At 74.0% G+C, this 17,983-nt stretch carries 14 protein-coding genes and 3 pseudogenes; 7 read left to right on the top strand and 10 right to left on the bottom strand.

Going from position 1 to position 17,983, the window contains the following annotated elements:
* Positions 1-79 precede the first annotated feature (79 nt).
* Both ACH4ZX_RS29635 and ACH4ZX_RS29630 read right to left on the bottom strand, forming a co-directional pair.
* Positions 80-1,648 (bottom strand): hypothetical protein, encoded by a 1,569-nt coding sequence (locus ACH4ZX_RS29635; RefSeq protein WP_398279225.1) that lies wholly within the window; start codon positions 1,646-1,648, stop codon positions 80-82.
* A gap of 163 nt (positions 1,649-1,811) precedes the next feature.
* Positions 1,812-2,583, bottom strand: a pseudogene (locus tag ACH4ZX_RS29630) (SDR family oxidoreductase).
* A 372-nt stretch (positions 2,584-2,955) separates the two neighbouring features.
* Between ACH4ZX_RS29630 and ACH4ZX_RS29625 the strand changes: the two are divergent.
* Positions 2,956-3,771, top strand: a complete 816-nt coding sequence (locus ACH4ZX_RS29625; protein WP_398279222.1) for a DUF1684 domain-containing protein — start codon at positions 2,956-2,958, stop codon at positions 3,769-3,771.
* Between the two features lie 217 nt (positions 3,772-3,988).
* On the opposite strand, the gene ACH4ZX_RS29620 is transcribed toward ACH4ZX_RS29625, so the two are convergent.
* A complete protein-coding gene (locus tag ACH4ZX_RS29620) occupies positions 3,989-4,876 on the bottom strand; it encodes a LysR substrate-binding domain-containing protein (protein ID WP_398279219.1) in 888 nt (295 codons plus the stop codon).
* Between the two features lie 56 nt (positions 4,877-4,932).
* Between ACH4ZX_RS29620 and ACH4ZX_RS29615 the strand changes: the two genes are divergently transcribed.
* The 3 genes from ACH4ZX_RS29615 to ACH4ZX_RS29605 are packed head-to-tail and all read left to right on the top strand — an operon-like array spanning position 4,933 to position 7,498.
* Positions 4,933-6,165 (top strand): thiolase family protein, encoded by a 1,233-nt coding sequence (locus ACH4ZX_RS29615; protein ID WP_398279361.1) that lies wholly within the window; start codon positions 4,933-4,935, stop codon positions 6,163-6,165.
* On the top strand, positions 6,162-6,830 hold the full coding sequence (locus ACH4ZX_RS29610) for a 3-oxoacid CoA-transferase subunit A (protein ID WP_398279216.1): 669 nt from the start codon (positions 6,162-6,164) through the stop codon (positions 6,828-6,830). The genes ACH4ZX_RS29615 and ACH4ZX_RS29610 overlap by 4 nt, the downstream gene beginning before the upstream one ends.
* Positions 6,827-7,498 (top strand): 3-oxoacid CoA-transferase subunit B, encoded by a 672-nt coding sequence (locus tag ACH4ZX_RS29605; protein WP_398279213.1) that lies wholly within the window; start codon positions 6,827-6,829, stop codon positions 7,496-7,498. The genes ACH4ZX_RS29610 and ACH4ZX_RS29605 overlap by 4 nt, the downstream gene beginning before the upstream one ends.
* Here ACH4ZX_RS29605 and ACH4ZX_RS29600 read toward each other — a convergent pair.
* The 3 genes and pseudogenes from ACH4ZX_RS29600 to ACH4ZX_RS29590 all read right to left on the bottom strand — a co-directional run.
* Positions 7,492-8,709, bottom strand: coding sequence for an XdhC family protein (locus ACH4ZX_RS29600; RefSeq protein WP_398279210.1), 1,218 nt, complete (start codon positions 8,707-8,709; stop codon positions 7,492-7,494). The genes ACH4ZX_RS29605 and ACH4ZX_RS29600 overlap by 7 nt on opposite strands.
* Before the next feature lie 65 nt (positions 8,710-8,774).
* Positions 8,775-9,395: a TetR/AcrR family transcriptional regulator gene (locus tag ACH4ZX_RS29595; protein ID WP_398279207.1), complete on the bottom strand. Its 621-nt coding sequence runs from the start codon at positions 9,393-9,395 to the stop codon at positions 8,775-8,777.
* 29 nt (positions 9,396-9,424) lie between these two features.
* Positions 9,425-11,116 (bottom strand): annotated as a pseudogene (locus ACH4ZX_RS29590) (AMP-dependent synthetase/ligase); the annotation flags it as partial.
* A gap of 146 nt (positions 11,117-11,262) precedes the next feature.
* Between ACH4ZX_RS29590 and ACH4ZX_RS29585 the strand changes: the two are divergent.
* Both ACH4ZX_RS29585 and ACH4ZX_RS29580 read left to right on the top strand, forming a co-directional pair.
* Positions 11,263-12,372 carry a hypothetical protein gene (locus tag ACH4ZX_RS29585; RefSeq protein WP_398279204.1) on the top strand — a complete coding sequence of 370 codons (1,110 nt, stop codon included), beginning with the start codon at positions 11,263-11,265 and terminating at the stop codon, positions 12,370-12,372.
* A gap of 190 nt (positions 12,373-12,562) precedes the next feature.
* Entirely contained in the window at positions 12,563-13,207 is a 645-nt protein-coding gene (locus ACH4ZX_RS29580) for a hypothetical protein (RefSeq protein ID WP_398279201.1), read from the top strand.
* 81 nt (positions 13,208-13,288) lie between these two features.
* Here the strand turns inward: ACH4ZX_RS29580 and ACH4ZX_RS29575 are convergent.
* The 3 genes and pseudogenes from ACH4ZX_RS29575 to ACH4ZX_RS29565 form a co-directional block, all read right to left on the bottom strand.
* A pseudogene (locus ACH4ZX_RS29575) lies at positions 13,289-13,830 on the bottom strand (DUF1707 domain-containing protein).
* Positions 13,831-13,940: 110 nt separating this feature from the next.
* A complete protein-coding gene (locus ACH4ZX_RS29570) occupies positions 13,941-15,605 on the bottom strand; it encodes a LamG-like jellyroll fold domain-containing protein (protein ID WP_398279198.1) in 1,665 nt (554 codons plus the stop codon).
* An 84-nt stretch (positions 15,606-15,689) separates the two neighbouring features.
* Entirely contained in the window at positions 15,690-16,052 is a 363-nt protein-coding gene (locus ACH4ZX_RS29565; RefSeq protein WP_398279195.1) for a hypothetical protein, read from the bottom strand.
* 258 nt (positions 16,053-16,310) lie between these two features.
* Between ACH4ZX_RS29565 and ACH4ZX_RS29560 the strand changes: the two genes are divergently transcribed.
* Complete coding sequence (locus ACH4ZX_RS29560) at positions 16,311-16,868, top strand: hypothetical protein (protein ID WP_398279192.1); 558 nt, start codon at positions 16,311-16,313, stop codon at positions 16,866-16,868.
* A 260-nt stretch (positions 16,869-17,128) separates the two neighbouring features.
* Here the strand turns inward: ACH4ZX_RS29560 and ACH4ZX_RS29555 are convergent, their stop codons facing one another.
* The gene (locus ACH4ZX_RS29555) at positions 17,129-17,821 is read right to left on the bottom strand and encodes a hypothetical protein (protein ID WP_398279189.1); all 693 of its coding nucleotides are present in this window, start codon (positions 17,819-17,821) and stop codon (positions 17,129-17,131) included.
* Between the last annotated feature and the right edge of the window lie 162 nt (positions 17,822-17,983).

Raw genomic sequence — 17,983 nt, 5'->3', positions numbered from 1 at the left:
TACGACAAACCATCACAATCATGGATTAAACCTCCTCCGCGAGGGGGTGCCGGACCGTGCCCGGCCGGACGCCGGCCCCCTACGGGCGCGGCGCGAGATAGACCCGGTAGCCGGCGAGGGGGCCGGGGGCGGGCAGCGGGCGGGAGGGCCAGGACCTGGCGAAGGCGGGCGGGCGGCCGCCCGGGGCGACGAGGGCGGCGACGTTGTGGTCGCGGGCGGCGGCCGCGATACCGGCCGTGGTGATGTTGACGTTGGGTCCCGTGGTGGCGATGGACAGGCAGCCGCCGTAGTAGGCGATGGGGATCGTCGCGGGGCCGTTCACCAGGCACGGCGGCCGGACGCCGAGCCGGCGCAGGCCGTCGGCGATGCGCTTCCAGTCCCGGTGGTTGGCGTCGGTGCGGACGACGATGTGGTGGAGGACGGCGTACTGGACGGCCAGGTGCCCCAGGAACCCGAGGGCGACCAGGGAGGCGGTCGCCCGTCGCCACCGGGGGCCGGCCGCCGCGAACGCCGCCCACACCAGGCAGTCCGCGACCGGCAGGGCGAACAGCGCGTAGGCGGGCAGCAGGAAGCGGGGCGCCGCGTAGTCGATGAAGAACAGGTACGGGACCGCGGAGGTCACCGCGCAGGCCGTGACCAGCAGCGTGTCGGCGCGGCGGCGCCTGCTGCGGGATCTCAGGGCGAGCGTCACCCCGCCGGCGGCGGCGACCGGAAGCGCCAGCCACCACAGGTAGACGACGGGGCTCGGCCAGGGGGCCTGGCAGGGGCGGCACAGGCTGATCCCGGCGAGTGAGCGGAGCTGGTCGCCGACGGCGATGTGCCAGCCCAGGCCGCCCTGGAACTCGCTGCCCTGGTGCAGCCGCTCGGCCAGGCCGCCGAAGCGTACGTACGCCTCGGCGACCCACTCGGCCGCCCCGGCGGCGAGCCCCAGCAGCACCGCGGCGAACAGCGCCGGGCGCCGCCAGCGGCGTACCAGGACGGGCGCGGCCAGCAGGGGCAGCGCCGTCCAGACGGCGTCCGTGGGCCGCATCAGAGCGGTCACGGCGGCACAGCCGGCAAGCCCCCACAGGGGTCCGCGCGCGTGCGGGTCGTCCGCGGCGCGCAGGAAGCAGCCGACCGCCGCCAGGGCGGCGAGCGCGACCCACAGGTTCGGCATGGCCTGCGGCCCGTAGAAGACGGTGACCCACAGGCTCGAGAAGAGCAGTCCCGCCAGTGCCAGTACCGCCGGGGGACGCCGTCCGCGCCAGGTCCGCAGGGCCAGGAACAGGGCGAGTCCGGAGACGGCCGCGAGGTAGACGCGCAGCGCGACGGTCGACGAGGTGAGGGTCGCCACCGGCCACACCAGCACCGAGACGCCGCGGGCGCGGGGCGCGCTGAAGGCGGTGGTGGGAGCGTGGTGGCCGACCTGGCTGACGTAGATGACCTCGTCCCAGCCCAGGCCGAGGCGGGGCGGCACGAGGAGCAGCTGGGCGAGGGTGAACGCCGCCGCGGCCGCGGCCGGCCATCGCCACCAGGGGCCTTGCGCACCGAGTGCGGCCGGGCCGGGTACCGCGGGGGTGGCCGGCGCGTCCGCGCCACGGGTGACGGCCTCCCGGACGGCCGCCGACGAGGTGGGCGCCGTTCGGTCCAGGTCCTGCTCTCGCTCCATCGGAGTGCTCCTCCCGTCGTCGCGGCCAGTCAAGGCGACGGGTGGGAGCGGTGCACTCGGAGCGGGGCAAACGAATGACGCGGCGGCGGGAAGAGGCGAGGAGTGAGCGATTCGCCGCCGCGGGCGGACGTGCCGGGACCACCGTGGCATCCCGGGGAAGCCGTCAGACCAGGCCGCCGTTGGCCCGCAGGATCTGGCCGTTGACCCAGTGCCCTTCGGGGCCGGTGAGGAAGGCGACCAGGCGGGCGATGTCCTCCGGGGTGCCCAGCCGTTCCAGGGGCGGGGCCTCGGCGAGCCGGTCGATCTGCTCGGGGGTCTTGTCGGCGAGGAACAGATCCGTGGCCGTGGGCCCGGGGGCGACCGTGTTCACGGTGACGTCGCGTCCGCGCAGCTCGCGGGCGAGGATCAGCGTCATCGCCTCGACGGCGCCCTTGCCGGCCACGTAGGCGCCGTAGCCGGGGAACTGGGTGCCGACCACGGAGGTCGAGAACCCCACGAACGAGCCGCCCGCACGCAGTCGCCGGGCGGCCTGCTGGGCGACGACGAACGCGCCGCGGACGTTGGTGCGGTGCAGGGCGTCGAACGCGGCCAGGTCGAGGTCGGCGATCGGCGATCGGCGACAGAGCGAGCCGGCCGGCGGAGTTCACGACGACGTCCACGCCGCCGAACTCCTCCTCCGCCCGGTCGAACAGCGCGGCGACCTCCTTCTCGTCCGCCACGTCCGCCCGCACGGAGATCGCCCGTCCGCCGGCCGCGGTGATCGCCGCCACCGTCTCCTCGGCGGCGGCCGCGTCGCCGGCGTAGTTCACCACGACGGCCAGGCCGTCCCGGGCGAGCCGGCGCGCGACGGCCCGTCCGATGCCGCGTGATCCGCCGGTGACGACGGCGGCCCGTACGGCCGTCGCCGGTGAGTGAGTGGGGTGGTTCGCAGTCATGCCTCCACGATGCGCGACGCCGGGCGAGGCAACCAGGGGACGTCATCCCGTGGGTCGGCGGCCCCCCGGCCGGGCGGGGTGTGGGCCGGGGTTCAGGGCAGTGTGGCGCCGGGCCGCGCGGGAGGCACTCGGCCGTCCCGTACGCATGACTGACAAGAAGCTGTCCCACAGGACCCCGAATGCGGACTCGGACGCGGACGGTTCCGACTGGCATGACAGCGGGGTGTCGCCGGAGCAGCGGACCGGCGACGCACGTGGGCACTCCTCGGCGGACCGGCCGGTGAGTGAACACGCCGGGCCCGCCGCCCGCCATGCCGGAACAGCCGTGCGAGGTCGGACCCCGACCGGACCTCGCGGAACGAAGGAACCCTCATGAGCACTGACGTCACCACCGCGGGCCTCCGGGCCTTCACCGAGGACTGGCTCGGCTGGTACCGCGCGCACGAGGAGCGGCTCGCCGGCCCGCACGGCTTCCTGGCGGTCACCGGACTGCACTGGCTCGACGAACGGCCGCGGCGCTTCCCCGATGCCCCCGGCGCCTGGCACACGGGGCGCGACGGCGTCGTCGTGACCCTGGACGAGGACGAGGAACTGATCGTCGAGGGCTCCCCGGTGCGCGGTGAGCACCGCTTCGGCGTGCTTCCCGAACGCGGTGGCGTGAACGCCGTGTGGGGGGACGCCGTGATCGAGGTCGCCAAGCGCGGGGGCAACGACATCGTGCGCCCCCGGCACCCGGACGCGCCGCTGCGCGCCGGCTTCACCGGCACCCCGGCCTACCCGCCGCACCCGCGCTGGGCCGTGACGGGCCGTTACCTTCCCTTCGACGAGCCGCGCCCGACCACCGTGGGCGCCGCGGTCGAGGGGCTGGAGCACGTGTACGACGCCCCGGGCAGGATCGAGTTCGCGCTGGACGGACGGCGGCTGTCCCTGACCGCGTTCCCGGGACCCGGCGAGGGCCGGCTGATGGTGCTGTTCACCGACGCGACCTCCGGGGTCACCACCTACGCCGCCAACCGCTCCCTGACCGTGGAGCCGCCCGCCGCCGACGGCACGGTCGTCCTGGACTTCAACCGCGCGGTGAACCTCCCGTGCGCCTACACGGACCTGGCCACCTGCCCGCTGCCGCCCGCGGAGAACCGGCTGCCGGTGGCGGGCCAGAAGATCCCGCGCGAGCGCGGCGGGGCCTGAAGCAGACAGGCAGGCAGGCCGCCCGTGCTCGAGGACGCCGCGAGCGCGGGCGGCTGCGCCCGCAGGACGCCGACCGTCCCGGACACCGAGGTGACGTCCGACGGCGTCCGCACCGACCCGTCGGTCCGGTCCTCCGCCGCCGCACCCGAAGGGTCACGGGCTCCGGCCGGAAGGACTCACGCATCCGCTGCGCGTCGCGGGTCGCGGCGGGCGGCGCTCAGCCGCGGACGCACTCCTCGATCACCGCGGCGACCTGCCGCGTCGCCGGGGAGTTGCGTTCCGCCCGGCGGGCCAGGACGAGATCGACGGACTCCGTCTCGGTCAGCGGTACGTAGGTCACGCCGTCGAGCCGCAGGCTCTGCACCGACTGCGGCACCAGGGCCACGCCGTGTCCGGCGGCCACCAGGACGACGAGGGTGGCCGTCTCGCCGACCTCGACGAGCGACGCGGGCTGGAAACCCGCCCGGCCGCAGGCGGACAGGACACGGTCGTACATGGCGGACCGCGGCTGCGAGGGGTGGATGACGAACGTCTCGCCGGCCAGCGCCCGCAGCGAGATCCGCGGGCCGGCGGCCAGCGGATGGTGCGCCGGCAGTACGGCCACCAGCGGCTCGGTCCGCAGCGGGGTGACGTCGACCCGTTCGGCGTCGGCCGTGCCGGCGCGGGACACCGCGAGGTCGTAGGCGCCGGTGAGCAGGCCGTCCACGAGCTGCGGGGTGAGCAGTTCACCGTGCAGGTCCAGGGTGATGCCGGGCAGCCGGGCGCGCACGGTGCGGGCGACGCGGGGCAGCACGTCGTAGGTGGCGGTGCCGATGAAGCCGACGGACACCCGCCCGGCGCGGCCGGTGGCCAGCTCCGCCATGTGGACGCGCGCCCGCTCCTCCTCGGCGACCAGGGTGCGCGCGTAGCCGGTCAGGTGCCGGCCGGCCTCGGTGAGCTCCACGTGCCGGGTGGACCGGGTGAACAGGGCGGTGCCCAGCTCCCGCTCCAGCTGCTTGATCTGCTGGGAGAGGGCCGGCTGCGCGACGTGCAGGCGGGCCGCCGCGCGGCCGAAGTGGCATTCCTCCGCGAGGGCGAGGAAGTAGCGGACCTGACGCAGTTCCATGGAGGCCATTTTATAGCGGCTGCTTATCAATGGGTCACTACTAGGTCTTGGACGTGATGAAGGACGGCGCCTACCGTGAAGGCGTGACCGACAGTTACCTGTACGCAGCGTCAAGAACACCCTTCGGACGGTTCTCGGGAGCCCTCGCCGGCATCCGGCCGGACGACCTCGCGGCCCACGCCGTCACCTCGGTGCTGGCCAGGACGCCGGCGCTGGATCCGGGCGAGATCGACGACGTCGTCTGGGGCAACGCCAACGGCGCCGGCGAGGACAACCGCAACGTCGGCCGGATGGCCGTCCTGCTGGCCGGGCTGCCGACCTCCGTGCCCGCCACGACCGTCAACCGGCTGTGCGGCTCCTCCCTGGACGCGGCGATCATCGCCTCCCGCGCCATCGAGACCGGCGACGCCGACATCGTCCTCACCGGCGGCGTGGAGTCGATGAGCCGTGCCCCGTGGGTGCTGCCCAAGCCCGAGCGCGCCTTCCCCGCCGGGGACGTGACCGCCGTGTCCACGACGCTCGGCTGGCGGCTGGTCAACCAGCGCATGCCGAAGGAGTGGACGGTCTCCCTGGGCGAGGCCAACGAGCAGCTGGCCGACCGGTTCGGCATCCCCCGGGAGCGCCAGGACGAGTTCGCCGCCCGGTCCCACAACCTCGCCGACGCCGCCTGGAACGCCGGTTTCTACGACGACCTGGTGGCGCCGGTCGCCACCGACGCCAAGGGCGGCACCCTCAGCCGGGACGAGGGCATCAGGCCCGGCTCCGGCGTCGACAAGCTCGCCGCGCTGAAGCCGGTGTTCCGCACCGACGGTGTGATCACGGCGGGCAACGCCTCCCCGCTGAGCGACGGCGCCTCCGCCGTGCTGCTGGGTTCCGGGGCCGCCGCCGACCGCATCGGCGCCGATCCGCTGGCCCGCATCGCCGGCCGCGGCGTCTTCGCGCTGGACCCGCAGGACTTCGGCTTCGCCCCCGTGGAAGCGGCGAACCGGGCCCTGAAGAACGCCGGCATCTCCTGGTCCGACGTCTCCGCGGTCGAGCTCAACGAGGCGTTCGCCGTCCAGTCGCTGGCCTGCGTGGACGCCTGGAAGATCGACCCGGAGACGGTCAACGCCAAGGGCGGCGCCATCGCGCTCGGCCACCCGCTGGGCGCCTCCGGCGGCCGGCTCCTGGGCACCCTGGCCCACCGGCTGCGGGAGTCCGGCGAGCGGTGGGGCGTAGCGGCCATCTGCATCGGCGTCGGCCAGGCACTCGCCGTCGTCCTGGAGAACGTCACGGAGCAGAACCGATGACCGTACAGCTGTGTGATCACGCCGACGAGGCGGTGGCCGGGATCGAGGACGGCTCCACGGTCCTCGTCGGGGGCTTCGGCATGGCCGGCATGCCCGTCGAGCTGATCGACGCGCTCATCCGCCAGGGCGCCAAGGACCTGACCGTGGTGTCCAACAACGCCGGCAACGGCGACACCGGACTCGCCGCGCTGCTGGCGAAGGGCCGGGTCCGCAAGGTGGTCTGCTCCTTCCCGCGCCAGTCCGACTCGTGGGTCTTCGACGGCCTGTACCGGGCCGGCCGGATCGAGCTGGAGGTCGTGCCGCAGGGCAACCTCGCCGAGCGGATCCGCGCCGCCGGGGCCGGCATCGGCGCCTTCTTCTGCCCCACCGGCGTCGGCACCCTGCTGGCCGAGGGCAAGGAGACCCGGGTCATCGACGGCCGCACCTACGTCCTGGAGTACCCGATCAAGGGCGATGTGGCGCTGATCGGCGCCCACCGGGCCGACCGGATGGGCAACCTCGTCTACCGCAAGACCGCCCGCAACTTCGGGCCGGTCATGGCGACCGCCGCGACCACCGTCATCGCGCAGGTCAGCGAGATCGTCGAGACCGGCGCGATCGACCCGGAGACCGTGGTGACGCCGAGCATCTATGTCGACCGTGTGGTGCAGGAGGCGACCGCATGAGCACGAACGCACAGTCCGCACAGGTGCGCGGCCCGCTGGGCAAGCACGACATCGCCGCCCTCATCGCCCGCGACATCCCCCGGGGCGCCTTCGTCAACCTCGGCATCGGCCAGCCCACCCTCGTCGCCGACCACCTGCCGGCCGACTCCGGGGTGGTGCTCCACACCGAGAACGGCATGCTCAACATGGGGCCCGCCGCGCACGGCGACGAGATCGACCCCGACCTCACCAACGCGGGCAAGATCCCCGTCACCGAGCTGCCCGGAGCGGCGTACTTCCACCACGCCGACTCCTTCGCCATGATGCGCGGCGGCCACCTGGACGTGTGCGTGCTGGGCGCCTTCCAGGTCTCCGCGGCCGGCGACCTCGCCAACTGGCACACCGGCGAACCCGACGCCATCCCCGCCGTCGGCGGGGCGATGGACCTGGCGATCGGGGCCAAGAAGGTGTTCGTCATGATGACGCTGTTCACCAAGACCGGCGCGCCCAAGCTGGTTCCCCGGTGCACCTGTCCGCTGACCGGGCTGGGCTGCGTCGACCGCGTCTACACCGACCTCGCGGTCTTCGACATCACGCGGGAGGGCGTCGCGGTCCGTGAGACCTTCGGCGTCACCCTCGACGAACTGGCGGGCCGCCTGGACCTGCCCCTGGTCCCGGCCGGTCACTGACCGGCCCGCCCCGCCACTTCGCCCTGCCGCCCCGCCCCGCCGAGCGGCCGGTGACCGGCCGCTCCCGGCTGCGTGCCGCCGCCGTCCGCCGGGGCGGCGGCATCGTGGTGGATCGGGCCGTGCGTGCCGGCGAGGGGCAGGCCGGCGCCGCCGAGGCGGGCGGCGACGATCTCCGCGGCGATGGACAGGGCGGTCTCCTCCGGCGTACGGGCGCCGAGATCGAGGCCGATGGGCGAACGCAGCCGGCCCAGCTCCCGGTCCGTGAGGCCGGCCTCGCGGAGCCGGGCGTCGCGGTGCAGGTGGGTGCGGCGGGAGCCCATGGCGCCGACGTAGGCGACGGGCAGGCGCAGGGCGAGTTCGAGGAGCGGTACGTCGAACTTGGCGTCGTGGGTCAGGACGCACAGCACCGTGCGGGCGTCCACGTCGGTGCGCGCCAGGTACTCGTGCGGCCACTCGACGACGATCTCGTCCGCTTCGGGGAAGCGCGCCCTCGTCGCGAAGACGGGGCGCGCGTCGCACACCGTCACGTGGTGGCCGAGGAACTTGCCGACCCGCACCAGCGCCGAGGCGAAGTCGACCGCGCCGAAGACGATCATGCGCGGGGCCGGGACGGAGGACTCCACCAGGACGGTCAGCGGTGCGCCGCAGCGGGAGCCCGTCTCCGCGATCTCCAGGGTGGCGGTGCGGCCCGCGTCCAGCAGGGCGGCGGCCTCCGCGGCGACCGTACGGTCCAGTTCCGGACGCTCGCCGAAGCCGCCCGTATGGGAGCCGTCGGGGTGGACCACCAGGGCGCGGCCCACGAGGGGCGCCGGACCGTTCACGATCCGCGCCAGAGCCGCCGCCTCGCCGCGCGCGGCGGCCGCGAGCGCGGCGGCGAGCACGGGATACGCGGGAGTGTCCGCCGTGACCGGCGTCACCAGGACATCGATGGTCCCGCCGCAGCTCAGGCCGACGGCGAAGGCGTCGTCGTCGCTGTGGCCGAAACGCTCCAGGACGGTTTCGCCGCTTCGCACCGCCTGTCGGCACAGCTCGTACACGGCCCCTTCCACGCAGCCGCCGGAGACCGAGCCGACCGCCGTGCCGTCGGCGTCCACCGCGAGCGCCGCGCCGGGCCGGCGGGACGCGCTGCCGCTGACGGCCACCACGGTGGCCACCGCGAGGTCACGGCCCTGCTCGACCCATCGGTGCAGGTCCTCGGCGATGTCCGGCATTCGCTGACCTCCATGTCGTGGACGGGGCCCCGTCTGTGCCGACGCTGCGGACATGGGCGTCCCGGTCAGTCGTCCCGCAGGGCGGAGAAGACCGTGTGCACGAGGTGCAGCACGGTGCGTGTCAGCATCACGTGCAGGTCGCCGCGGCTGAGGGTGCCGCGCACGAGCCACTCGCGGGAGGCGGCCTTGAGCATGCCGCTGTGCGCGCGGATCATCGCGCGGAGCTTCCGCCTGCCCTCGACGACGTCGGCCATCAGGGCCGCTTCGAGGATGCGATCGGTGGCGATCTCATCGGCCTCCAGCATGATCCGGTCGATCTCCGGATCGTTGCCGACGGTTTCGAGGCCGATCGCCGACAGCCACATCTCCCGGTTGCGTTCCACCACGTCGAGCCACCGGTCGACGCAGATGGACAGCCGCTCTTCCGCGGTGGTCGGCGGCAGCGCCTCGGAGACCGAGGCGGGCACGACCATCATCTGCCGGATCACCTCCAGGTAGAGTTGCCGCTTGGTGCCGAAGTAGTGGCTGACCAGGGCGCGGGCGACGCCCGCGTCGGCCGCGATGTCCGCCAGCGACACCGTGCCGTAGCCGCGGGACCCGAACTGTCCGCGCGCCGCCGCGAGGATCTCGGCTCGCCGGGCGTCCGGTTCCAGCCGGCGTCGCGGGGCAGGGCTCTGGACGCCCATACGATCTTTCCCTCCGTGCTCACGCGGGTCTATGTGTACATCGACTCGATGGCCGCGGCGTGCAGTTCGTGGACGGCGCGGCGGCGCAGGCTCATCTGGGGTGTCAGCTCGCCGGTCTCCGCGGTCCAGGGGCCGGGCAGGACGCGGTGCTTCCTCACCTGCTCGGCCCGGGAGAGCACCGCGTTCGCCTCGGCGACCGCCTCCTCCAGCGCCGCGAGCACCGCGGGGTGGCGGGTCAGCGCGACCGGGTCGGACTCGGCGATCCCGTTCGCCTGCGCCCACGGCGGGGCCGTCTCCTCGTCGAGCACCAGCAGCGCTGTGACGTAGCGCCGCCGGTCGCCGATGGCGACGGCGTGGGCGATCAGCGGATGCTGCCGCAGCAGCGATTCGATCCGGGTCGGGGCGATCTCCTGGCCGCCGTCGGTGATGATGATGTCCTTCATACGGTCGGTGACGGTGACGAGGCCGCGTGAGTCGACGCTTCCGACGTCACCGGTGTGCAGCCAGCCCTCGGCGTCGGTCCCGGGCTCGATCCGGCCGTCGGCCCGCAGATGACCGGCGAAGACGACGGGGCCCCGGACGAGGAGTTCGCCGTCGTCGGCTTCCCTGACCTCGATGCCCGGCCCGGGGCGTCCGACCGAGCCGATCCGGAAGGCCTCGGGTGTGCCGACGGTCGCCGCGCCGGCGGTCTCGGCGAGTCCCCACACCTCGTGCACCCGCAGCCCCACGCTCGCCAGGAACTCCAGGACACCGGCGGGGATCGGCGCCGCGCCGCTGAAGGCCCGAAGGCATTCGTCCAGTCCGACGGCCGCCCTGAAGGGCCGCATGATCTGTTCGTCGAGCTGGTTCAGCGGTTCCACCAGGTGTCCGGGCAGATCCGTGCCCTCGGAGTTGAGGCGGTACACCTCCAGGAGGGTCTTCCGGGCCTGCGACACCGGCACGGTCTGCTCGTCCGTGAGCGTGGCGAGTTCGGCCTGCAGGCCGGCGGCCAGCTTCTCCCACACCCGGGGCACTCCGAAGAACACCTGCGGCCGCACCGCGCACAGCGTGGGCAGGAGCTGGTCGCTGTCCGGGCAGACGGTCACATGGCCGGCGTTGCAGACCGGCAGGTAGATCCCCAGCACCCGGCCCGCGACGTGTGCCATCGGCAGGTACGCGACCGACCGCGGGTGCTCCGGAACGGGTGCGAGGTGGTCCTGCATCAGGCACTGGTACACCACGTTGCGGTGGGTGAGCACCACGCCCTTGGCGTCGCCGGCGGTGCCCGGGGTGTACACCAGGGCCAGCGGCTGGTCGGGGGTGACCGCGTCGGTGAGTGCCTCGAACGCGGCGTCGTCGGGCGGCACCGCGCCCCGCACCGCGGTGTAGCTGACGAAACGCGGGTCGTCGGCCGGAGCGGCGGCCCAGTCGAGGACGACGACGGCACGCAGCTGCGGCAGCTCGTCGAGGACCGGCTGCCAGCGCCGTACCTGCCGCTCGCCCTCCAGGACCAGGACGGTGGCCGCGCTGTGCCGGGCCACGGCGCCGATCTGATCGGTGCTCAGCGCGTCGTCCGCGCTGCACGGCAGCGCTCCGAGGTGGACCGCGGCCAGGTCGGCGACCCAGTGCTCGGCTCGCCCGGACATCGCGACGATGACACGGTCGCCGCGCTCCAGTCCGAGGACGGTCAGACCTCGGGTGAGGGCGGCGACCTCCGCGCGCAACTGCGACCACGAAAGGGTGCCGGCTTCCGGCCCGACACTCCGAGCCGCAGGAGGCGCCCGCCGAGTAGCACCGTCCCCAGCGGTTTCCCAGTCGCGGTCCGCACCATGTCACGGGCGGTTCCCAGGGCCGCCCGTGACAGCGGAGACGAGAGACGGGAAGTCCAATGTCGTCAACGAGCGGAGGCGCTGGGCACAGCGGGGCGTTCGGTGTGCCGCCCGGGAAGGAGACCGCGTTCGCGTGTCCTGCCACGCGCCGGGCCTGGCGCCGGTCGAGAGCGCTGCACCGGGTACGCCACCTCGGCCCCTACGTGCTGCTCGCCGTGCTGTCGGGGCTGTGCCCCGCGCTGGGCGTGCCCCGGTGGCTCGTCGCCGTGGTGGTCGGCACGGGTCTGGTCGTCGCCGTGCCCGCCCACCGGTGGCGCTGCCGGCACGCCTCGGTCAACGCCCGCCGGGCGCGGCTGGTCCTGGAGCACTACCCGTGGCGGCCGTGCCTGCTGAAGCGGGGGCCGGATCTGGACGACCAGGCGGAACGGGCCTCCGCACGCAAATGGCGGGGCCCGTTCATCCGGCTGGCCGATCCCGAAGTCGCCGGGCGGGTACGGGTGCACGGCGTTCCGGGGCCCGGCCCGCTGAACTCCTCCGTCCGGTCGCCGAGCGCCCCGCGCGTCCTGGACGAGGCCTTTGACACCGCCGGCGGTCAGCAGGAGGCGTGGTTCGCGGGGGACCTGAGGTTCGGCGGCGTGCTGTCCCCCGTCGGCGGCGGCCGGCCGGTCCTGACCCAGGCACGCGGACGGCGGGGCCTCAAGGGCGAGCACAAGGCCGCCTCGCCCGAACAGGACACCCTGGCGGTCCGCGCCGGGCTGCTGGAGTACGACGAGCTGCCCAAGTCGCATCCGCTGCGCCGCGCGCATGAGAACGGCGGGCCGGCCGCGCCCCGGCCGGGTCCGGCCCGGCCGGTGACGGGCTCGTCGCCGGTCCTCAGTGCCGCGGCACGGGCCGCCGGTCGCACCGCGCTGGCCCTCTTCGCCGTGGCGGCCCTGGTCACCGGGCTGTTGCTGGCCTTCGTGGCCGTGCGGCCGGACGGCACCGGTGCGACTGCGCGGGTCTATGTCGGCATGCTGGCGATGCTGGCCCTGGCGGCCTCCTTCCGCGTGGGCGCAGGCCTCGCCGAAGACGCGGACCGCGGTCCGCTGCGGTGGCTCGGCGGGCTCTCCGCGGGCTTCTTCTGGATGGCGTTCGCGCTGTTCTGGGCGGGCCTGTTCGTCGCGTCGTGAGCGGCGGACGGAGGCGGAGGGCGGGGCCGGCGCGGGCCCTGCGCACTGCCAGTGTTCTCCCGGTCCCTTACCAGCGCGGCGGGTGAGAGTACTCGCGTACGGCGGCCGGGGCGCGCACCGCCCCGGCCGCCGCACCGATGCCCGCACCGGTCCCGACCGGTCCCGTGCCGCTTCCCGAGGAGACATCACCATGGCTGCCACCGATGCCGCATCAGCCGTCCGGACCGCTTCCGCGCCCGACGTCCCGTCGAGGCGCGCCCGCTGGCCGCTGTTCGGCGTCGCCGCCGGACTGCTCGGCACGGTGGCCACGCTGGTCACCGACGTCCACCCCGAGGAGCGCCCCGGCGGCTTCACCTCGACGGTGATCTCGGACGTCTCCCGGACGAAGGCGCATGCCGGCATCGTCGCCGGATTCCTCGTCGTGGCGCTGCTGCTGGTGCTGGCCGGGGCGTGGCGGCGCCGGGTCGAGCCGCAGGTGCCCGGCAGCACGGCGGCCCATGTGGTCAGCGGCGCCCTGGCCGTCTACCTGCCCGGAGGCATGGACGCGGGCGCCTTCGACCGTGCGGGCCTGTATGTGCTGTTCATGCTCAACGACTTCGGCAGCTTCATCGGCTGGCTCGGTGTCGTGGTCGCCGCCGGCGCGATCGCCTGGATGGCGCTGCGGGAGCGTACGGTCTCGCGTTGGATCGGCGCGGTCAGCGTGCTGCCCGTGCTGGTGGTGACGGGGTTCGTGAGCGCCACCGGTCTGCCCGGTTTCCAGGGCATCGTGGGCCCGCTGTGGCTCGTGGTGGCGTTCCTCGGCCTGTCCTTCGGCCGCAGCCCGATCGTCAGGTGAGACCGGGGTGAGGAGACCGGTGGGACGGTCCGGTCGCCGGCGGCATCTGGTCCTGGTGCCGGCCGGCGTCCCGGTCGGGCATCAGCGCCGCGCGTGACGGATCGTCAGCGTCCGAATCCCATGGTGCCGGAGATCCGGATCGTCGGCCCGCCGGGGCCGGAGCGCCGCCGGGCCTTGTAGCGCGTGTCCTTCCATTCGGTACGCAGGCCGTCGAAGTCGACGATGGCGTCGCGGGGCACCGTGATCGTGGCCTTGCCAGTGCCGAGCTGCAACTCGATGTCGACCAGCGGGTGCTCGATGACCGCCTCGGACAGGTCCAGGTGCACGCGTCCGTACGCGGACTCGACCTTGAGAGCCCGCGGCACCCGCCAGGGACCGCGCCGGCTGATCCGTCCGCCGGCCGCGGCGATGAGGGACGTCGTGCCCGGGTTCTCCGGCGGGAGCGAGGCCAGGACCGGCGAGAGCTCGCCGTGCGTCCTGGCGGTCAGCGCCCGTTGGAGACGTTCGTCCATCTCCTCGTGCGAGAGGTGCCCGGCGGCGTACGCCTCCTGCACACGCCGGACGGCCGTGTCGCGGTCGTCTTCGCCGAGCGGGAGCGACGGGTTTTCCGGCAGGGAGGTCACCGTCCCACTGTAGTGGGCGTCGCGGGCACGGGCGGAACGGAACGGCCCGCGCGAACCCCGTTTCGCGCGGGCCGTTCTGACGTCACGTCACCGGAATCGACGCGGATCCTTCAGCACAGGCACGGCTCCGTACCCCAGCCCAGACCGAGGATGTCCCGGTCCCTGAACGCTCCGGAGTAGGCCTGCACCTCGTCCACGTCGCCGTGCAGGTATTCGCCCCAGCCGTCGCCGGCCTTCGCCCGGCCGACCTGGAGGGCGCCGGCGCTGTGCCAGCCGTCGGGCAGGGTCGCGGTCGCCTGGGCGTTGGTGTAGCCGTCGAGGTACAGCTTGATCGTGTCGGTGGCGTCGTCGTAGACCACGGCGAGGCGATGGCCCTGTCCTTCGCCTCCGTCGGCGGCCTCGATCTGTGAGACCACCCGCTCGGGTGCTCCGGCCTCGTCCTTCTCGGGCATCACCAGCTGCCAGGCGTGCGTGGACGGCTCGTAGCGCACCCTGAAGGCGTCGGTGTGCTCGCCGGCCTGCGACAGCGCGGTCATCGGGTGGGCCGGCTCGGCGTCGGCGAGGCGTACGACGACACCCAGGGTGAAGCTGTCCGCGGTGTCCACCACGGGCCCGTCGGCGGCGGCGTACCCGGTCTCGCCGTCCAGCGTCAGGTGGCCGTCGCCGACCAGGGCCGGCGGCACGTAGGGGCAGTCGGGGTCGAGTTCCGGGATGCAGGAGCCGTCGGAGCCCCGGTAGATCGAGGCCCCTGTGCCGAGCCGCAGCGGCGGGCCGTCCGACTGCTCGGGGCTCGCGCCGTCCGTCGCGGTCTCGAACGACCAGTGACCGAGCGACTTCGCTTTGCGCAGCGCCAGTTCGGCCACCTCGTTCGGCACCACGACCCGGTCGTGGACCCGTACGTCGCCGATGTCGCCGTGCCACCGGTCGCGGTAGCCGGTGGTGTCCCTGGCACGCCCGATCTGGAACGCGCCGGACGCGTCGTCGGGAGTCGCCCGCACGGCGGTGCCGGTCTCGTGGCCGTTGACGTACAGGTGAGCGAGGCCCGTCTCCGCGTCGTACAGCCCCAGCAGGTGGGCCCACTCGCCGGTCTCGGGGGCGCCGCCGGACACCCGCGCGTCTCCGATCGAGAACGTCCAGGCGGATCCGGAGTCCCGGCTGCGCAGCCCGAGGGCGAACTCGGGCTCGCCGTCCGCGTCCTGGCTGGCGACGGTCATGTTGCGGTCGGTTTCGGCGGGCCGCACCCAGGCGCTGACGGCGAAGGTCTCGCGGATGTCGGTGGCCGGGGCGTCCGGGGTGAGGAAGCCGTGCGCGCTGCCGTCGAGGGCGGCCGTGGCGGTGGCCGTGGTGCCGCTGGGCGCGGGGCCGCCGAAGGTCACGCCGGTGCCGGCCCGGGCGGCGGTGCCCGTCTCGGCGGCGGCCGAGCCGGAGCCCGCGGGGTCGTCCAGCTTCCAGCGGGCGACGGGGGCGCGGCCGGACTTCACGTTGAAGTCGTACTGCGTCTGCGCGCTGCTGCGGCCGGAGCGGTCGACGGCGTGGACCGTCAGCGACTTGGGCCCGGAGGTGAGCGGCAGATAGGGGATGGTGACGGCCGCTCCCAGCCGCGGGGCGGAGACGGTTCCATAGGGGCCGCCCAGGAACTCGTACCGGTACGACACCACGTCGTCGGAGGGCGAGTCCACCGTGAAGTGGCCGTAGACGCCCACTCCGTCCACCCAGAACTGCTCATCGGGGGTGGGGTATTCGGGGGAACCGACCGTCGGCTTGTCGGGGCTCACGTCGTCGTGGACGAACGAGCAGACCGAGCCGTCGCCCTCGTCGCTCCACGCGGAGGTCGCCTCGCCGTCATCGGCGCGGACGTGCTAGGAGATGATGGTGTTCGCCGGGATGTCGTCCGGCATCTGCCAGTACTGGCGCGAGCCCGACGACAACGTTGCCGAGGTGTAGGTGCGGCGCTGCTCCGCCCCCGCCGTGTCGGTCCACCAGGCTTCGAACTCGCCCGTGACCGGGCTGTATTCGGACGGCTGGTTGTCCTCCTCCGGGTCGTACAGTACGGCGCTCAGCCTCGGCGGTGCCGAGACGTACGCCGTGGCGTCGCCCGTTCCGCACGCCTTGCCGCCGGACTTGAGGTCCTGGACGAGCGGCTGCTCGGGCGGCAGGTTGTCCACCGCGTACGCCGTGCCGCCGCCCGCGGTCAGCAGCGCCGCCAGGCAGGTCGCCACCACGGTCCCTCGGTGTCTGCTCGCCCTTCGTAACCTGGTCAAGTGTCCCTCCCCTGTGAGCCCTTGAGGCACGTGGATCACATGAATCACACGCACCGGATCAAGCTAACAGGGGCCACTGACAAGCCGTCTGGAATATCGGCGCCGGCAGCGTTCAGCGCGGTGCGGGCCGGCGCGGTGCGGGCCGGCGCGCGGGGTGAGCCGGTGCCGCGCGGACCGCGCGGCGGCCGGGGCGGGGCGGGCCGGTGGGGGTCAGAGCCAGTGCCAGGTGAGCGGGCCCTCGCACTGGCCCGCGAGGCGGCCCAGCCGTGGGTGGAGGCCGAGGCGCTGATGGTGCTGGGCCAGGTCGCCCGGGCGAGCGGCGACCTGGCGGCGGCCGACGCACTGATCGTCCGCGCGGTATCGGCGGCCCACGCGTCGGGGCACGAGTGGGCCGCGCTGTCGTCCACCTGGATCGGCCTGAAGATCGCGATGGACATGGGCGACCGGGATCATCTGGTGCGCCGTGCCCGGGAGTTGGTGCAGGAGCTGTACGAGGAGTGGGACGTCACCTCCTGGCTGGTCGGCCTGCACTCGCTCGCGGGCTGCCTGACGCTGCTGGGCCGCCCCGGGGACGGCGCCGTGCTGCTGGGCACGGTGGCGGCGATCGGCGGGCGGATCGGCTTCTTCCCGGAGCGGATGGACCCGCTGGACGGGCCGCGCAACGCCGAGGCCGTGCGGGCGGCGCTCAGCGCGGAGGAATTCGACGCGCGGTTCGCCGAGGGACGCGGGATGGCACGCGCCGAGGCGACCGCGTACATCCGGGACCTCCTGGGATGAGGCCGCCCGCAGGGTGCGCCGCCAGGTGCGCGGGGCGCCGGTGCCGCGGGGCGCCGGGTGTCCGGAGCGCCGTACGGGCCTGTCTGGAATCTCTCTGGAATCGGATCCTCCGTTTCCGATCCGGTTCCCAGCCGCTTCCCAGCCCCGGCGGACACCCTGGGGGCATGGCAGGCGGCGAGACCCCTCATCGGCACCCTTCGCCGCCGTGCCGCGACCGGCCTTCCGGCGCCGTACGGGGGGCGGCGCCGGGCAGCCGGGTCTCATTTCTCCAGGTCGGCGCGCATCGCGACGAACAGCTTGCCCGCCTCGGCCGGGGTGCTGCCGGGGAAGTGGGCCACGCCCGCGGTGCCGGCGTCGGCCCAGCCGCAGATGACGTCGCCGTCCTCGGCGAGCGAGGCGAGCATGCACTCCACCGAGCCGCCGAGGGCGCCCGGGTCGTCGACCGGCCGGGCCTCGGGCCGGCCCTGGTCGTCGTCCCACCGGATGTGGTCCAGCATGCCCCGCCACAGGTGCTCGCGGCGCCCGGTGGTCTCCTCGGGCACGTTGTCGACCGCGACGACGAGGACGGCGTCGCCGCTCCCCGCGCCGGAGCGGGCGTAGCCGTTCACCACCAGGCGCATGCCGCCGCGCATCTCGCCCGGGTCGATGACCGTGTCGCCGGGCGCGTCGGGCCCGGTGACCCTGGCCAGTCCGCCCGCCGTGGCGGCGTCGACCACCCGGCGCGTGCTCGGGGTGGCGGTGGGCCGGGCGGTCCGCGTCTTCCCGGGCCCGGCGGACGGACCCGTCCTGGAGGAGCCCTTGGACATGCCCTTGGAGGAGCCCCTGGAGGTGCCCTTGGAGGTGCCCTTGGACGATCTGCCGTGCGCGCCCCCGAGGCCGTCGGTCCGGCAGCCGGCCAGCAGCACGAGGGCGAGGACGGCGGCGGTGAGTGCGGGAATACGCGTGACGCGCATGAACGGCTCCCCCTGACGACCGGCGGTCTGCCGCCGGCCGGATCGACGCGGACGGGCGCGGCGCTCGGAACGAGGCCCGCCCTCGATATGACGAGGCGTCACCACAGGACCGGTGACCGCCTTCCTGTCAGACGGTGCCGTCGACCGCTGGCAATCACCTGG

Source organism: Streptomyces sp. NPDC020490, from assembly GCF_044335305.1.
In the GTDB taxonomy this organism is placed as follows: Bacteria; Actinomycetota; Actinomycetes; order Streptomycetales; family Streptomycetaceae; genus Streptomyces.
The sequence above is the reverse complement of the archived record's forward strand: the minus strand, read 5'-3'. Positions and strand labels throughout refer to the sequence as shown.